The 13,950-nt window shown below is 75.5% G+C and carries 14 protein-coding genes; 6 read left to right on the forward strand and 8 right to left on the reverse strand.

Annotated features, from left to right (window positions below; genetic code table 11):
- Nucleotides 1-28 precede the first annotated feature (28 nt).
- Complete coding sequence (locus BJ968_RS26605; protein WP_179751904.1) at nucleotides 29-820, reverse strand: FCD domain-containing protein; 792 nt, start codon at nucleotides 818-820, stop codon at nucleotides 29-31.
- 96 nt (nucleotides 821-916) lie between these two features.
- On the opposite strand from BJ968_RS26605, the gene BJ968_RS11400 reads away from it, so the two are divergent.
- The 5 genes from BJ968_RS11400 to BJ968_RS11420 are packed head-to-tail and all read left to right on the forward strand — an operon-like array spanning nucleotide 917 to nucleotide 5,690.
- Nucleotides 917-2,347 (forward strand): aspartate ammonia-lyase, encoded by a 1,431-nt coding sequence (locus tag BJ968_RS11400; protein WP_343077968.1) that lies wholly within the window; start codon nucleotides 917-919, stop codon nucleotides 2,345-2,347.
- Complete coding sequence (locus tag BJ968_RS11405; RefSeq protein ID WP_179751908.1) at nucleotides 2,344-3,777, forward strand: amino acid permease; 1,434 nt, start codon at nucleotides 2,344-2,346, stop codon at nucleotides 3,775-3,777. Before BJ968_RS11400 ends, BJ968_RS11405 begins: the two co-directional genes overlap by 4 nt.
- 7 nt (nucleotides 3,778-3,784) lie before the next feature.
- On the forward strand, nucleotides 3,785-4,702 hold the full coding sequence (locus BJ968_RS11410) for an asparaginase domain-containing protein (protein ID WP_179751910.1): 918 nt from the start codon (nucleotides 3,785-3,787) through the stop codon (nucleotides 4,700-4,702).
- Nucleotides 4,703-4,716: 14 nt separating this feature from the next.
- Nucleotides 4,717-5,382 carry an AzlC family ABC transporter permease gene (locus BJ968_RS11415; protein ID WP_343077969.1) on the forward strand — a complete coding sequence of 222 codons (666 nt, stop codon included), beginning with the start codon at nucleotides 4,717-4,719 and terminating at the stop codon, nucleotides 5,380-5,382.
- Nucleotides 5,370-5,690, forward strand: a complete 321-nt coding sequence (locus tag BJ968_RS11420; protein ID WP_425491568.1) for an AzlD domain-containing protein — start codon at nucleotides 5,370-5,372, stop codon at nucleotides 5,688-5,690. The genes BJ968_RS11415 and BJ968_RS11420 overlap by 13 nt, the downstream gene beginning before the upstream one ends.
- Before the next feature lie 22 nt (nucleotides 5,691-5,712).
- Here BJ968_RS11420 and BJ968_RS11425 read toward each other — a convergent pair whose 3' ends face one another.
- The gene (locus tag BJ968_RS11425; protein ID WP_179751912.1) at nucleotides 5,713-6,132 is read right to left on the reverse strand and encodes a putative immunity protein; all 420 of its coding nucleotides are present in this window, start codon (nucleotides 6,130-6,132) and stop codon (nucleotides 5,713-5,715) included.
- Between the two features lie 89 nt (nucleotides 6,133-6,221).
- Nucleotides 6,222-8,843 carry a SpoIIE family protein phosphatase gene (locus BJ968_RS11430; RefSeq protein WP_343077970.1) on the reverse strand — a complete coding sequence of 874 codons (2,622 nt, stop codon included), beginning with the start codon at nucleotides 8,841-8,843 and terminating at the stop codon, nucleotides 6,222-6,224.
- A gap of 353 nt (nucleotides 8,844-9,196) precedes the next feature.
- Here BJ968_RS11430 and BJ968_RS11435 point away from each other — a divergent pair, with 353 nt between their 5' ends.
- Complete coding sequence (locus BJ968_RS11435; RefSeq protein ID WP_179751916.1) at nucleotides 9,197-9,583, forward strand: ATP-binding protein; 387 nt, start codon at nucleotides 9,197-9,199, stop codon at nucleotides 9,581-9,583.
- A gap of 77 nt (nucleotides 9,584-9,660) precedes the next feature.
- On the opposite strand, the gene BJ968_RS11440 is transcribed toward BJ968_RS11435, so the two are convergent.
- The 5 genes from BJ968_RS11440 to BJ968_RS26610 all read right to left on the reverse strand — a co-directional run bounded on the left by BJ968_RS11440 (nucleotide 9,661) and on the right by BJ968_RS26610 (nucleotide 13,923).
- Nucleotides 9,661-11,451 (reverse strand): SpoIIE family protein phosphatase, encoded by a 1,791-nt coding sequence (locus tag BJ968_RS11440; protein ID WP_179751918.1) that lies wholly within the window; start codon nucleotides 11,449-11,451, stop codon nucleotides 9,661-9,663.
- An 89-nt stretch (nucleotides 11,452-11,540) separates the two neighbouring features.
- Nucleotides 11,541-12,065 (reverse strand): DUF4396 domain-containing protein, encoded by a 525-nt coding sequence (locus tag BJ968_RS11445; RefSeq protein WP_179751920.1) that lies wholly within the window; start codon nucleotides 12,063-12,065, stop codon nucleotides 11,541-11,543.
- 133 nt (nucleotides 12,066-12,198) lie between these two features.
- On the reverse strand, nucleotides 12,199-12,915 hold the full coding sequence (locus tag BJ968_RS11450) for a DUF305 domain-containing protein (protein WP_179751922.1): 717 nt from the start codon (nucleotides 12,913-12,915) through the stop codon (nucleotides 12,199-12,201).
- A 90-nt stretch (nucleotides 12,916-13,005) separates the two neighbouring features.
- Entirely contained in the window at nucleotides 13,006-13,464 is a 459-nt protein-coding gene (locus BJ968_RS11455; RefSeq protein WP_179751924.1) for a DUF6153 family protein, read from the reverse strand.
- Between the two features lie 48 nt (nucleotides 13,465-13,512).
- Complete coding sequence (locus BJ968_RS26610; protein ID WP_218885005.1) at nucleotides 13,513-13,923, reverse strand: excisionase family DNA-binding protein; 411 nt, start codon at nucleotides 13,921-13,923, stop codon at nucleotides 13,513-13,515.
- Nucleotides 13,924-13,950 lie beyond the last annotated feature (27 nt).

The following is a 13,950-nucleotide window of genomic DNA, read 5'->3' on the forward strand; positions in this document are numbered from 1 at the left end:
ACTCATCGGTGCCCGTCCGCGCCCGCCCTCAGGGGCGCTCGACGAGCGCGCGCAGCGCCTCCCCGACGGCGGTGAGGTGGGCGCGCATGGCGTCGGCCGCGGCGTCGTAGTCGCGCGTGGCGATGGCCTCGACGATCGCGGCGTGCTCGACGTCGGAGCGGTGGCGGCGGTCCGGCAGCAGGTTCAGGGCCTGGGACTGCGCGGTGGAGGCCTCCCGGACGGCGGCCAGCACCGACTCCAGGACGCGGTTGCGGGAGGCCTGGGCGACCAGGCCGTGCAGCCGGCCGTCGAGGGCGGCCCACTCCTGCGGGTCGGGTTCGCCCGTCATGGCCTCGATGAGGACGCGGTTGCGGGAGGCCTGGGCGACCAGGCCGTGCAGCCGGCCGTCGAGGGCGGCCCACTCCTGCGGGTCGGGTTCGCCCGTCATGGCCTCGATGAGCCCGCGCAGCTCGGCGAGCTCGGAGTCGGTGTGCCGGACGGCGGCCCAGCCGGCGGCGGGGACCTCCACGAGCGGGCGGGCCTCCAGCAGCTCGGAGGCGGCGAAGGTGCCGAACACGGGGTCCTTCTCGACCCGGTCGCGGACGACGAAGGACCCCAGGCCGGTGCGGGGCTCGGTCAGGCCCAGCGCGTGGCAGGAGCGCAGGGCCTCGCGGACCACGGAGCGGGAGACGCCGTGCCGCTCCGACAGCGCCGCCTCCGACGGCAGCCGGGTCCCCACGGGCAGCTCCCCGCCGAGGATGGCGTCGCGCAGGTCGGCGAAGACGGCCTCGGCCGCCCCGACGCGGGTCACCGTCGGGGTGCGTTCGGCCCACGTGCTCACGCGGCCATGGTGTCACTTGACGCGGTGCGGAGGGGTCCTCCATCCTCGGGTCACCTGTCAGACAGCCAGACAGGTCCAGCGAAGGGACCCGATGTCGTGACCCCCACCGCCACCTCCCCGACCCGCACCGAGCACGACCTGCTCGGCGAACGGGAGGTGCCCACCGACGCCTACTGGGGCATCCACACCCTGCGGGCCGTCGAGAACTTCCCCATCACCGGCCGCACCGTCGGCCAGGACCCCCACCTCGTGCGCGCCCTCGCCGACGTCAAGCAGGCCGCGACCCTGGCCAACGCCGACCTCGGCGTCCTGGACAGGACCCGCGCCGACGCCATCGTCGCCGCGTGCCGCGAGATCGCCGGTGGCGCCCTGCACGAGCAGTTCGTCGTCGACGTCGTCCAGGGCGGGGCCGGGACCTCGACGAACATGAACGCCAACGAGGTCGTCGCCAACCGCGCCCTGGAACTCATGGGCCGCGCGCGCGGCGACTACGCCCACCTGCACCCCAACACCCACGTCAACGCCTCGCAGTCGACGAACGACGTCTACCCCACGGCCGTGAACATCGCCACGCGCCGCTGGATCGACGCGCTCGTCACCGAGCTGGAACGGCTGCGCGACGCCTTCGCCGCCAAGGCCGTCGAGTTCCACGACGTCGTGAAGATGGGCCGCACCCAGCTGCAGGACGCCGTGCCCATGACCCTCGGGCAGGAGTTCGCGACCTACGCCGTCATGCTCACCGAGGACGTCGACCGGCTGCGCGAGTCCGCCGACCTGCTGCTGGAGGTGAACCTCGGGGCCACGGCCGTCGGGACGGGGCTGAACGCACCCGTCGGGTACGCCGCCCTCGCGGTGGCGGAGCTGGCGGGGATCACCGGGTACGACCTCGTCAGCTCCCCCGACCTCGTCGAGGCCACCCAGGACGTCGGGCAGTTCGTCCACCTGTCCGGGGTCCTCAAGCGCGTCGCCGTGAAGCTGTCGAAGGTCTGCAACGACCTGCGGCTGCTGTCCTCCGGGCCGCGCGCCGGCCTCGGGGAGATCCAGCTGCCGCCCGTGCAGGCCGGGTCGTCGATCATGCCCGGCAAGGTGAACCCGGTGATCCCCGAGGTCGTCAACCAGGTCGCGTTCCAGATCGTCGGCAACGACGTCACCATCTCCATGGCGGCCGAGGCCGGGCAGTTGCAGCTCAACGCCTTCGAACCCGTCATCGCCCAGCGGCTGTCCGAGGGGGCCCGCAACCTCGCGCACGCCGTGGCGGTCCTCACCGACCGCTGCGTCGTCGGCATCACGACCGACCGCGCCCTGCTGCGCGCCCGCGTCGAGAACTCCATCGGCCTGGCCACCGCCCTGAACCCGCGGATCGGCTACGAGGCCGCCACCCGCATCGCCCTGGAGGCCGCGCACACCGGCGCGTCCGTCGCCGACCTCGTGCTCGCCTCCGGCCTGCTCGCCCCGGACGAACTGGAAGAGCTGCTCCGCCCCGAGAACCTCACCTCCCTGCCGTCCTCCCAGGAGAACCCCCGATGACCGACGTCACCGCGCGCACCGAGGCCGCACCCCCGGAAGCGCAGTACCGCAAGGAACTCCGGCCCCGCCAGATCCAGATGATCGCCATCGGCGGCGCCATCGGGACGGGTCTGTTCATGGGCGCCGGCGGCCGCCTGGCCGGGGCCGGCCCCGCGCTCGTCGGCGTCTACGCGGTGTGCGGGTTCTTCGGGTTCCTCATCCTGCGCGCGCTCGGGGAACTCGTCGTGCACCGCCCGACGTCCGGTTCCTTCGTCTCCTACGCCCGGGAGTTCTACGGCGAACGCACCGCGTTCGTCGCGGGCTGGCTGTACTGGCTGAACTGGGCGACGACGGCCGTCGTCGACGTCACCGCCGTCGCGCTCTACATGAACTTCTTCGGCCGGTACTCGGCGTTCGTCGCCGGGGTGCCGCAGTGGGTGTGGGCGCTGGCCGCCATCGTCGTCGTCCTCGGCCTGAACCTGCTGTCGGTGAGGGTGTTCGGGGAGCTGGAGTTCTGGTTCGCGCTGCTGAAGGTCCTGACCATCGGCGCGTTCCTCCTCGTCGGCCTGTACTTCGTGGTCTTCGGCGAACCGATCGACGGGCAGCGGCCCGGGTTCGGGCTGATCTCCGCCCACGGCGGGTGGCTGCCGAACGGCCTGCTGCCGGCCGTCGTCGTCATCCAGGGCGTCGTGTTCGCGTACGCGTCGATCGAGCTCGTCGGGACCACCGCCGGTGAGGTCGCCGAACCGCAGAAGGTCATCCCCCGCGCCATCAACACCGTCATCGTCCGGATCGTCGTGTTCTACGTCGGGTCCGTGCTGCTGCTGGCGATGCTGCTGCCCCACGACGCCTACACCAAGGGCGTCTCGCCGTTCGTGACGTTCTTCTCCCACGTCGGCGTCGACGGTGTGGACGCGTTCGTGAACCTCGTCGTCCTCACCGCGGCGCTGTCCTCGCTGAACGCGGGCCTGTACTCCACCGGGCGCATCCTGCACTCGATGGCCTCCACCGGGTCGGCTCCCGCGTTCGCGGGCCGGGTCAACCGCAACGGGGTGCCCTACGGCGGGATCGCGCTGACCGTCGCCGTCGCCCTGCTCGGCGTCGTCCTCAACGCGCTGGTGCCCGCCGACGCGTTCGAGATCGTCCTGAACATCGCCGCCATCGGCATCGTCAGCGCGTGGGGCGTCATCGTCCTGTGCCAGCTCAAGCTGTGGTCGTGGGCGCGCTCGGGGCGGATCGAGCGGCCGGCGTTCCGGATGCCGCTGGCGCCGTGGAGCGGCGTCGCGACGCTCGTGTTCCTCGCCGCCGTCCTCGTGCTCATGGCGTTCGACCATCCCGTGGGGACCTGGACCATCGCCTCGCTCGTGGTCGTCGTGCCGCTGCTGGCGCTCGGGTGGCGCGCGGCCAGGCCGCGTGTGGAAGCTTTGGCCGCACGCACCGACCAGGACTGAGGAGCACATGACGACCCCGTTGATCGTGGTGGTGACCACCGGCGGAACCATCGCCAGCACCGTGGACGCCGACGGGGTCAGTGCGCCGACGCTGGCCGGGGACACCCTCGTCGGCCCGGCCGCCGCCGAGGTCGGGGTGCGCGTCCGGGTGGTCGAGCCGCTGCGGGTGGACTCCTCGACGTTGACGCTGCCCGACGCGTGGACGGTCCTGTCCTGCGTCCACGACGCGCTGTCCTCCGCCGACGTCGCCGGGGTCGTCGTGCTGCACGGGACGGACTCCCTGGAGGAGACCGCCTACCTGCTCGACCTGCACCACGACGACCCCCGGGCCGTGGTGCTCACGGGGTCGCAGCGGACGTCGGACCACCCCGCACCGGACGCCCCGGCGAACGTCCGGCTCGCCCTGTCCACGGCGGCCACCGCGTCGGGGGTGCTCGTCGCGTTCGGCGGGGCCGTCCTGCCCGCCGCGGGTGTCGTGAAGCGGCACACGGTGGACCTCGACGCGTTCACCTGCCCCGACGGCGCGCTGCCCCGCGCGGTGCTGCCCCGGGTCGAGGGCGACTGGCCGCGGGTGGACGTCGTCGCGGGCTACCCCGGCATGGACGGCGCCCTGCTCGACGCCTGCGCGGCCGCCGGCGCGCGCGGGATCGTGCTGCAGGGCCTGGGGTCGGGGAACGCGACGGCCGCCGTCGTCGCCGCCGTCGCCCGCGCGGTGTCCTCCGGCGTCGCGGTGGTGCTCACGACGCGCGTCGCCGCCGGGCCCGTCGCCGTGACCTACGGCGACGGCGGCGGTGGCGCCGACCTCGCCGCCGCGGGCGCCGTCCCCGCCGGGCGGCTGAAGGCCGGGCAGGCGCGGGTCCTGCTCGCCGCGCTGCTGCGGGCCGGGGCGCCGGACCTGGCCGCGGAGTTCGCCGCCCGCGGCTGAGGCATGCTGTGCCGGTGACCGCCGACGCCGCCCGTTCCGCCGTCGTGCGTCAGGGGTTGTCGGTGGCGGTCGCGACCGGCCTGTACGGCGTGAGCTTCGGCGCGCTGAGCGTCACCAGCGGCCTGAGCCTGTGGCAGACGTGCGTGCTGTCGCTGCTGCTGTTCAGCGGCGGGTCGCAGTTCGCCCTCATCGGGGTCCTCGGCGGCGGCGGGACCGTCGGCGCGGCCGTCGCGGCGTCGTCGCTGCTCGGGGTCCGGAACGCGCTCTACGGGGTGCAGCTCGTCCCCGTGATGCGCCCGCGCGGGTGGCGGCGGGTCGCCGTCCCGCAGCTGACGATCGACGAGTCCACCGCCGTCGCCGTCGCGCAGTCCACGCCGGAACTGCGCCGGCTCGGGTTCTGGGTGACCGGGCTCGGGGTGTACGGGTTCTGGAACCTCGCGACCCTCGTGGGGGCGCTGGCCGGGAACGCGCTCGGCGACCCGCAGCGGTACGGCCTCGACGCCGCGGCCGCCGCCTCGTTCATCGCGCTGCTGTGGCCGCGGTTGCGCTCGCGCGAACCCGTCGCGATCGCCGTGGTCGGGGCGCTGGTGACGACGGCGCTGGTCCCCGTGCTCCCCCAGGGGCTGCCCGTCGTCGCCGCCGCCCTCGTGGGGTCCGTCGTCGCGTGGTGCTGGAAGTGAACTTCTGGATCGCGGTGCTCGCCGCGGGGGTGGTCTCGTTCCTGCTGAAGTTCGCCGGTTACGTCGTGCCGGCCGGACCCCTGGAGGAACCCCGGGTGCGTCGGGTCACGGCGGTGCTGCCCGCCGCGCTGCTCGCGTCGCTGGTGGTGCTGCAGACGTTCTCGACGGGCCGCGACCTGGTGCTCGACGCGCGGGCCGCGGGACTGGTCGTGGCCGTCGTCGCGCTGGTCTGCCGGGCCCCGTTCATCGTCGTGGTGGTCCTCGCCGCGGCGACGGCCGCGGGGCTGCGGGCGCTGGGCTGGGGCTGACCGCTCGGTCCCGGCGCTCCTCCTAGTCGGCGAAGGCGCCGAAGCAGATCGCATCGCGCCGGGCCTGGTCCTCCAGGACGAGGGCGCGGACCGCTCCGGGCAGCTGCGCGCGCTGCCAGTCGCGCTCGGCCCGCCCGGCCCCGGGGTCACCGGGGTGGGCGGCGTGGTGGGCGGCCCCGCGCAGGGGCCGGGCCGCGCCCATGGCGTGCCCGCCGAGGGCCCGGGCCTCCCGCATCCCCAGGTCCCCGTCGGCCCACGCGCGCGCAGCCTCCACGGCTCGCCGGGGGCGGGGGTCGTCCGGGCGCTCGGCCTCGAACAGGGGCAGCACGTGCTCGGCGCACGCGGCGGCCCAGCGCGCCAGGAGGTGGTGGTGCTCGTCGGTGAGGGTCCCGCCGCGGCGGACCGTGACCAGGCGCGGGTCGCGGACCGCGGGGAGGATCACACCGCCAGCGTGCCACGGCCGGCGCCCCCGGCGGGCGCACCGGGACGCGGAGCGAGCGGGTCGGCACCCCGGCGTCGTCGCCGCCGGGGTCAGGGTCGCGGCAGGCTCCCAGGCACCCGGCTGGGCCCGGCTTCCGGGGGGCGGGGACGGTCCTGGGGGTGCGTGCGGACGGCGACGAGGGCGACGTCGTCCTCGACGTGCTCCGGCAGCAGCCGCGCCAGGACGCCGTCGCACAGGCCGTCCAGGTCCTCCCCGGCCAGCTCACCGACCGCGTCGCACAGGCGCAGCAGACCCTCGTCGTAGTCCTGGTCGCGCCGCTCCACCAGGCCGTCGGTGTACATCAGCAGCGTGGCGCCGCGGTCGAGGACGACCTCCTCGTCGGTGCGCGGCGACCCCGGGTCCAGGCCCAGCAGCAGGTCGTGGCGCGGGCCGCTCAGGGTCGTCACCGTGCCGTCCGGGGCCAGCAGCACCGGCGGGGGGTGCCCGGCGTTGGACCAGCGCACCCGCGTCACGCCCCGCTCCTGCTCGTCCTCGCGCTGCTCCAGGCGCGCCACCACCGCGGTGGCGGTCGTCCCCGTCGCCAGGCCCTCCATCGCCGCGTCCAGACCGGACAGCACCTCCGCCGGCCCCCCGCCGCTGTAGTGGGCGATGGCGCGCAGCATGGAGCGGACCTTGCTCATCGCCGCAGCGGCCTCGATGTCGTGGCCCATGACGTCCCCGATGACCAGCACCGTCGCCCCGTCGGGCTGCAGGAACGCGTCGTACCAGTCCCCGCCCACCTGCGCCGCCTGCGCGGCGGGGCGGTAGCGCACCACGATCTGCAGGTGGTCCGGCTCCACCGGTGCGCTCAGCAGGGCCCGCTGCAGCCCTTCGGCCACGTGCTGCTGCTGGCCGTACAGGCGGGCGTTGTCCAGGGCCAGCCCGGCGCGGTCGCCGACCTCGGTCGCGGTCAGCAGGACCTCCTCGCCGAAGTCCCCCGAGCCCTCGTCGCGGAAGAGGGTGACCAGCCCCACGGTGCGCCCCCGCGCCCGCAGCGGCAGCACCAGCGCGCAGTGCGGGGCGAGTCGGCGCACCAGGTCCCGGGCCTCCCCGTGGAGCAGGGCGGCGATGGTCTCGGTGGCCCCGGGAGGCACCAGCACCAGGCGGTTGGTGCGCAGCGCCTGGTGCAGGAAGGAGGACGAGGAGCGGATCGAGCTCAGCCGGGTCTCGCAGTAGCGGTGCACCAGGGGCCGCAGCTCCTCCCGGGCGTGCCAGGAGGCGATGTCGCGCAGGGTCCCGTCCTCCCCGACCAGGGTGACCAGGCACCAGTCCCCCAGCGTGGGCACCAGGTGCTGCGCCAGCCGGGCCACGGCCTCCTCGGTGTCCAGCGTCGCCGACAGGTCCGCGCTGACCCGGGCCAGCAGGGCCAGCCGGGCGGCGGTGCGCTCCGCGGCCTGCTGCGCCTGCCGCGCCTCGCGCTGCGCCGCTTCGGCGACGCGCTGGGACTCCTCCGCGGCGCGCTGGGACTCCTCCGCCCGGCACAGCGCCTGCTCGGCGGTGCGCAGCGCCTCCTGCGCCGCCGCCCGCTCCGTCTCCGCCTGCCGCTGCGCGGTGCGGCGGGCGGTGATGTCGAGGAAGTACACCGACAGCCCGTCCGGGTCCGGCCAGGCCCGCACCTCGTACCAGCCGTCCAGCGGCGCGGGGTAGTACGACTCGAAGATCACGGGCTGACCGGTGTCCACCGCACGGCGGTACTCGACCTCGAACGCGGACCCCACCGCGTCGGGGTACAGCTCCCACAGCACCCCGCCCAGCAGCTCCTCGCGCCGGCGCTGCAGCAGGCGCTCGGCCTCGGCGTTGACGTAGGTGAACCGCCACTGGCGGTCCACCGAGTAGAACGCCGCCGACATCGACTCCAGCACCCGCGCGATGCGCAGGTCCTGCTCGTGCTCGCTGGTGGTGTCGTAGGCCGCGCCCAGCACGCGCCGCGCCCGCCCGTCGACACCGGCCAGCGCCTCCCCCTTGGCCTTGACCCAGCGGGTGCGGCCACCGGGCAGCACCACGCGGTACTCCGCCTCGTAGGGGCCGCACTCCGCGATCGCCTGCTCCAGCGCCAGGGTCACCCTGCCCCGGTCCTCGGGGTGCACGCGGGCGTCGAAGTCCTCGATGGTCCGGCCGAACTCCGCCTCGTCGTAACCGAACATCGTCAGCAGCTGCGCGTCCCAGTTCAGCCTGCCGCTGCGCAGGTCCCAGTCGAAGCTGCCCACCCCGCCGGCGGCCACCGCCAGCTGCCAGCGCAGCCGGTCGGTCTCGTGGTCCAGCGACAGCGCCGACAGCTGCAGCTCCGCGGCCGCCGCCGCCGCCAGGTCGCTCAGCAGCTCCACGTCGTCGTCGTGCCACACCCGCGGGACGGGGTCGAAGACGCACAGGGCCCCGACCACGCGGCCGTCCTGGCCCTGCAGGGGGACACCCAGGTAGGAACCCACCGCGCCGCTGGCCACCGGCGGCAGGGACGCCACCCGCTCGTCGCGGACGGCGTCCTGGACGATCAGCGGCGCCCCGTGGGCAGCGGTCACCGTGCACAGGGAGTCCACGAGCGGTCCCGTGGACCCCACCAGCGCCCGGTCCTGCCCCGAGACCGCCCCGATGGTCTGCACGTCGGTCAGCAGCGAGACCTGCGACGCGGAGGCGGCCAGCAGCCGCGCCGCCAGCGCCGCCAGGCGCTGCAGCACCGGGTTGGCCGCCTCGGCGGGGGCAGCGGAGGCAGCGGGGTCGGCGGCGTCGCCGTCACGCCGACCGCCCCGGCCGGCAGGACCCGGTACTGCTCCCACGGCTCGACCACGACTCCCGCCCTGTGCTCGCCGCGCCCGAGGCGCTCCGCAGTTGCTCTGCTACTGCTGGTTGTACCGCTGCCGCCGCGCTCACGCACCGCAGCCCCACGACGGCGCTCGTCGCCGCGCACGCGCGGTGGGTGCCCCACCGGCTGCCGGTACACCGCGACGGAACACCGGACCTGGCGCGATAGTGGCTCCGTGCAAGGACCTGGCAGCGCGCGCCACCGCGGTGGGGGCGCAGGAGGAGGATCATGGCTCAGCTCGTCCTGCCCGCCGAACTCTCGGCCGTGTCCACCGCACGGCGCTGGGTCAGCGATCAGATCGCACGCTGCGTCACGGCCTGCTCCGGTCCCGTCGACGAGGACGTCGTCGAGCTGCTGACCTCCGAGGCGATCGCCAACGCGGTGCGCCACGGCACCGGACCCGTCACCGTGGACGTGACGTGCGGCCAGGAGCACGTGCGCATCGCCGTCACCGACACCGGCTCCGCCCTGCCCGTCGTGCGCCGCGTCGGCCTCGAGGCCACCGGCGGGCGGGGCATGGCCCTCATCGACCAGCTCGCCACCCGGTGGGGCCTCGCCCCGGCCCACCCGCCCGCCGAGGGCAAGACCGTGTGGTTCCACCTGGCCAAGCGCTGAACCTCGCCGCGCCACGGACGAGCGCGTCCCCCAGCGCTGGGACGTGCCCGGGGAGCTGCCCGGGGTGAGCGGGGGCCTCAGCCGGCCCCGGGTGGCCCGAGCCGGGCGGTGAGGACGGCGATGTCGTCCAGGCCGGTGGGGTCCAGCCGGGCCAGCAGCTCCGGGCCCACGTCGGCCAGCGGCACCCCGGCCAGGTCGGCGCCGGCGTCCAGGAGCCGCCGCAACCCGGCGGTCAGCGACTCCCCGGGGCGTTCGACGAGGCCGTCGCTGTAGAGGACCAGCGTCACCGGGGCCGCCCCGCCCTGCCCACCGGGTCCACCGAGGTGCACCTCGGCGTCGGTGCGGTCCAGGTCGGCCACGCCCAGGGGCAGGTCGACGACGTCGTCGAGCAGCCGCGGGGGCCGCCCCCCGGTCAGCAGCAGCGGCGGGGGGTGCCCGGCGTTGGACCACTGCAGGCGCGGCCCGCGGGGTGTGGTGTCCAGGCGGGCGTAGACGGCGGTGGCGAGGTCGTCGGGGGCGAAGCGCTGCAGCACCCGGTCGAGGCGGGCGACGACGTCGGAGGGCGGGGCGATCCGGTCCCCGGCCAGGGCGCGCAGCTTGTGCCGGATGGCGCCCATGCGGGTCGCGGCGTGCAGGTCGTGCCCGGCGACGTCCCCGATGACCAGGCCGGTGCTCTCGTCGGGCAGGACGAAGGCGTCGTACCAGTCCCCGCCGACCTGGGCCAGGTCGCTGGCCGGCTGGTAGAGCCCGGCCAGCTCCAACGGCCCGATGCGCGCGGTCAGGTCCGGCAGCAGCGCGCGCTGCATCTGCTCGGCGCGGGAGACCTGACGGCTCAGGACGCGGGTGGTGTCCAGGAGGGTCCCGGCGCGGGCGGCGAGGTCGGCGGCGAAGTCGAGGTCCTCAGCCCGGTAGGGGCGGCTGCCGTCGGCGCGCACCAGCGTGATCGCCCCCAGGGTCCGCCCGCGGGCGCGCAGGGGCGCGGTGATCCACTCCGAGGCGCCGAGCTCGAGGCCCAGCGCCACCCGCTCGGCGGCCAGGTCGTCGACGACCAGCGACCGCAGCTGGTCCGGCGGCGGCATCCGCTGGTGCTGCGGGGTCGCCCCGTGCAGGACCTGCGCCAGCCGGCTGGTCATGCCCGGGCGCAGCGGCGGCAGCGGGCCGACGCGGGCGGCGGTGGCGGCGCGCCGGGCGGGGTCGCGGTGGGTCAGGGCCACCCGTTCCAGGCTGGTGCCGTCCTCGGCCAGCACGTCGACGGTGACCCAGTCGGCCAGGACCGGGACGACGAGGTCGGCCAGGGCGCGCAGGCCGGCCACGACGTCGTCGGTCTCGCCCAGGACGCGCGCGACCTCCGCCAGCAGGGCCAGCCGGACGTTGGCCTCCTCGACGGCGGCCACGTGCCGGCGCTGACGGGCAGCCTCGGCGTGCTGGGCGGCGGTGTCGGAGAAGGTGAGCACCCCGCCGACGAGGGTGCGGGCCAGCACGGTGGGTGCGAAGGCCCACGCGAGGCCGAGGGCCGAACCGTCCCCGCGCACGAAGACCCCGTCGCCGGCGGCGGGCCGCGCCTGCTCCAGGGCGGCGAGGATCGGGCTGTCGGCGGGCGGCACGACGCGGCCGTCGGGGTGCTGGTGGTGCAGGTGCTCGAGCAGGGGCCGGCCGACGAGGTCGGCCTCGGCGCAGCCGAGGAGACGCTCGGCGACGGGGGTGAGCGCGGTGACGGCGCCGTCGCGGTCGAGGGCGACGACGGCGACGGGGGTGCCGCTGAACACCGACGGCAGCAGGACCGCGTCGACGGCGACGCGGGTGTCCCGCTCGCCCGGCGGCCGGCCGGCGACGGGGGCGGGCGCCGGTGGGTCCTGCTGCGGTTGCACCGCGCCTCCTCGCGCTGGACGGGGTGTCGCGACCGGGTCGCCACCGACCCACCACGCTACGACAGGACGGGCGGGGGACCGTCCCGCGCTCAGTGGTGGTGGGCGTGGACGACGGCGTGACCCTTGCCCCGGCTGATCAGGGCCCGGTTGACCGGGGTGGTGACGAGGAAGGCCAGGGCCAGCGAGCCGGCGAGGGAGGCCCAGAACAGCCAGCTGCCGAGGCCGGCGTCCATGGCGCCGGGGACGGCCACGACGGCGGTGTTGTCGACGACCTCCATGACGGCGATGGAGACGGTGTCGGCGGCCAGGGCGACCTTCAGGGCGCTGCGCAGGTCGACGCCGCTCCCGAGGACCCCGCGCACGGTCAGGCCGTAGCCGAAGACGAAGGCCAGGGCGATCGAGAGCACCACGGTGGCGGCGTTGTGCAGGCCCAGGGCGGTGCCGACGACCATGCCCAGGACCTCGCCGATGGCGCAGCCGGTGAGGCAGTGCAGCGTGGCCCGGGCGGCCATCGCCCAGGACGTCGGGCCGTGACCGGCGTGACCTGCGTGGTCGGCGTGACCCGCGTGGTCGGCGTGACCGGCGGGGGTGCGGGTGGTGTGGTCGTGGGACATCGGTGCCTCCTCGGGATCGGGTGAGCGGCGCGCTCACCTCCAACCTCAGTACCCCCAGGGGGTATTTCCGCGCCGGGGGGGGTGGACCGGTCCGGTGGGCCGCGGGACGTCCCCGCGGCCCACCGGGGAGGGCTCAGCCCAGGGTGGTGAGCAGCTGCTCCATCCGCTGGATCTCGGCGGTCTGGCTCGTCACGATCGAGTCGGCCAGCTCGAGGGCCTGCGGGTTGGACCCCTGCTCCTGCTCGGTCCGGGCCATCTGCACGGCACCGGTGTGGTGCTCGACCATCATCTGCAGGAACATCCGGTCGAAGTCGGCGCCGGTGGCGTCCTGCAGCCGGGTCATCTGCTCCTCGGTCATCATCCCGGGCATCCCCGACGCCGAGCCGCCCGTCGAGGAGTGGTCCATGCCCTCCATGCCGTCCATGCCGCCCGTCGAGGGGGCGGCCGTGGCCGGTGCGCCCCAGGCGGCCAGCCAGGAGCTCATGGCCTCCATCTCCGGCTCCTGCGCGGCCGAGATCCCGGCCGCGAGGTCCTTGACCTCCTGGCTGGAGGCCCGGGTGGTGGCCAGCTGCGCCATCTCCAGGGCGCCCTGGTGGTGGACGATCATCATCTGGGCGAACGCCACGTCCTGGTCGTCGTGCTCGGCGTCGACGCCGCCGGCGGCGCCGGCCGAGGGGCTCGGCGAGGTCGTCGAGGACTCCGACGACTCCGAGGACTCCGACGCCATGGAGGAGTGGTCCATCGAGCCGGTGTCGCCGCCGCCGCAGGCGGCCAGGAGCAGGGACAGCGTCGCGGCCGCGCCCAGGGCGGCGGCGCGGGTCGTGCGGGTCGTGCGGGTGGTGGTGCGCATCAGGGGTGCATCTCCTCGGGTGGGTCACGGGTGGGGGCACGACGCAGCGGCGCGTGGACGGTGGTCGTCCACGACGCGCAGGGGGTCGGCCTAGACCCGGATCACGCAGAGGCGGATCCGTGGCCAGTGCCACGGCGGCGGCCCGCGCCAGGGCGTGGTGGCGGTGACCCGGCCCGGCCACGGGTCCAGGAGCCGGTACGAGGGACGCAGGGCCCGGGCCGCGGCCCAGGCGAGCAGCACCACCAGCAGCGCGGTGCCGGCGGACAGGAACAGGACGCAGTCGGTCGTCGCGTGGTGGTCGTGCTGGTCGGTGGTGCGCACGGCGGCCGGGGTGCCGGGCGCCGTCGCCGGCCGGGCGTGGTCCCCGGCCGGGGCGTGGCCGCCGGTGCCGTGGACGGTGGTGGCGTGGGCGGTGGCGTGGACGGTGGCGTGGTGCCGGCTGACGGCGGCCGCCAGGACGTGCATCGCGCACAGGCCCAGGACCAGGGCGACGACGAGCAGGACGCGCGGCACCACGGGGCCGCGGGCGGGTCCGCGGGCGTCGCTCACCACCTCATGGTGACCCCCAGGGGGTACCCGCGCGAGGGGAGCGGGGGATCAGCCGTGTTGCGGCAGCGGCGCCCGCGCGCTGCGGTGGGACTCGGCGTAGTCGAGGACGTCCTCCAGCCGCACCCGCCGGTGCACCCCGGGTTTCGTGTAGGGCAGCGCCCCCGACTCCAGGAGCCGCACGAGCGTGGGCCGGCTGACGCCGAGGACGTCGGCGGCCTCCTGCGTCGTGAGCAGCGCCTCGTGCGGGGTGAGGGTCACGGCCTCGCCGTGGGCGAGGGCGTGCACCGCCTCGCGCAGCGCGACGGCCAGTTCGGGGGGCACGACGACACCGCGGCGTCCCACCTTCAGCGTCAGGGCACCGGAGGGGTGCTCCGCGAGGAGGTCCGCGAGTTCGGGGAGCCCTTCGAGGCCGGGCCGGACGGTGACCTCGGCGCCGTGCCGGGCGACGGTCGATGACACCCGGCCACGGTAACAGCGCCCCTCGCG

It is taken from the genome of Kineococcus aurantiacus, assembly GCF_013409345.1.
Taxonomy (GTDB): Bacteria; Actinomycetota; Actinomycetes; order Actinomycetales; family Kineococcaceae; genus Kineococcus; species Kineococcus aurantiacus.

Excerpts from the sequence above, each read along its gene's own strand:
- BJ968_RS11445 (WP_179751920.1), bottom strand. The coding sequence starts at position 12,065 with ATGTCCCACGACCACACCACCCGCACCCCCGCCGGTCACGCCGACCAC.
- BJ968_RS11435 (WP_179751916.1), top strand. The coding sequence starts at position 9,197 with ATGGCTCAGCTCGTCCTGCCCGCCGAACTCTCGGCCGTGTCCACCGCA.
- BJ968_RS11405 (WP_179751908.1), top strand. The coding sequence starts at position 2,344 with ATGACCGACGTCACCGCGCGCACCGAGGCCGCACCCCCGGAAGCGCAG.
- BJ968_RS11410 (WP_179751910.1), top strand. The coding sequence starts at position 3,785 with ATGACGACCCCGTTGATCGTGGTGGTGACCACCGGCGGAACCATCGCC.
- BJ968_RS11450 (WP_179751922.1), bottom strand. The coding sequence starts at position 12,915 with ATGCGCACCACCACCCGCACGACCCGCACGACCCGCGCCGCCGCCCTG.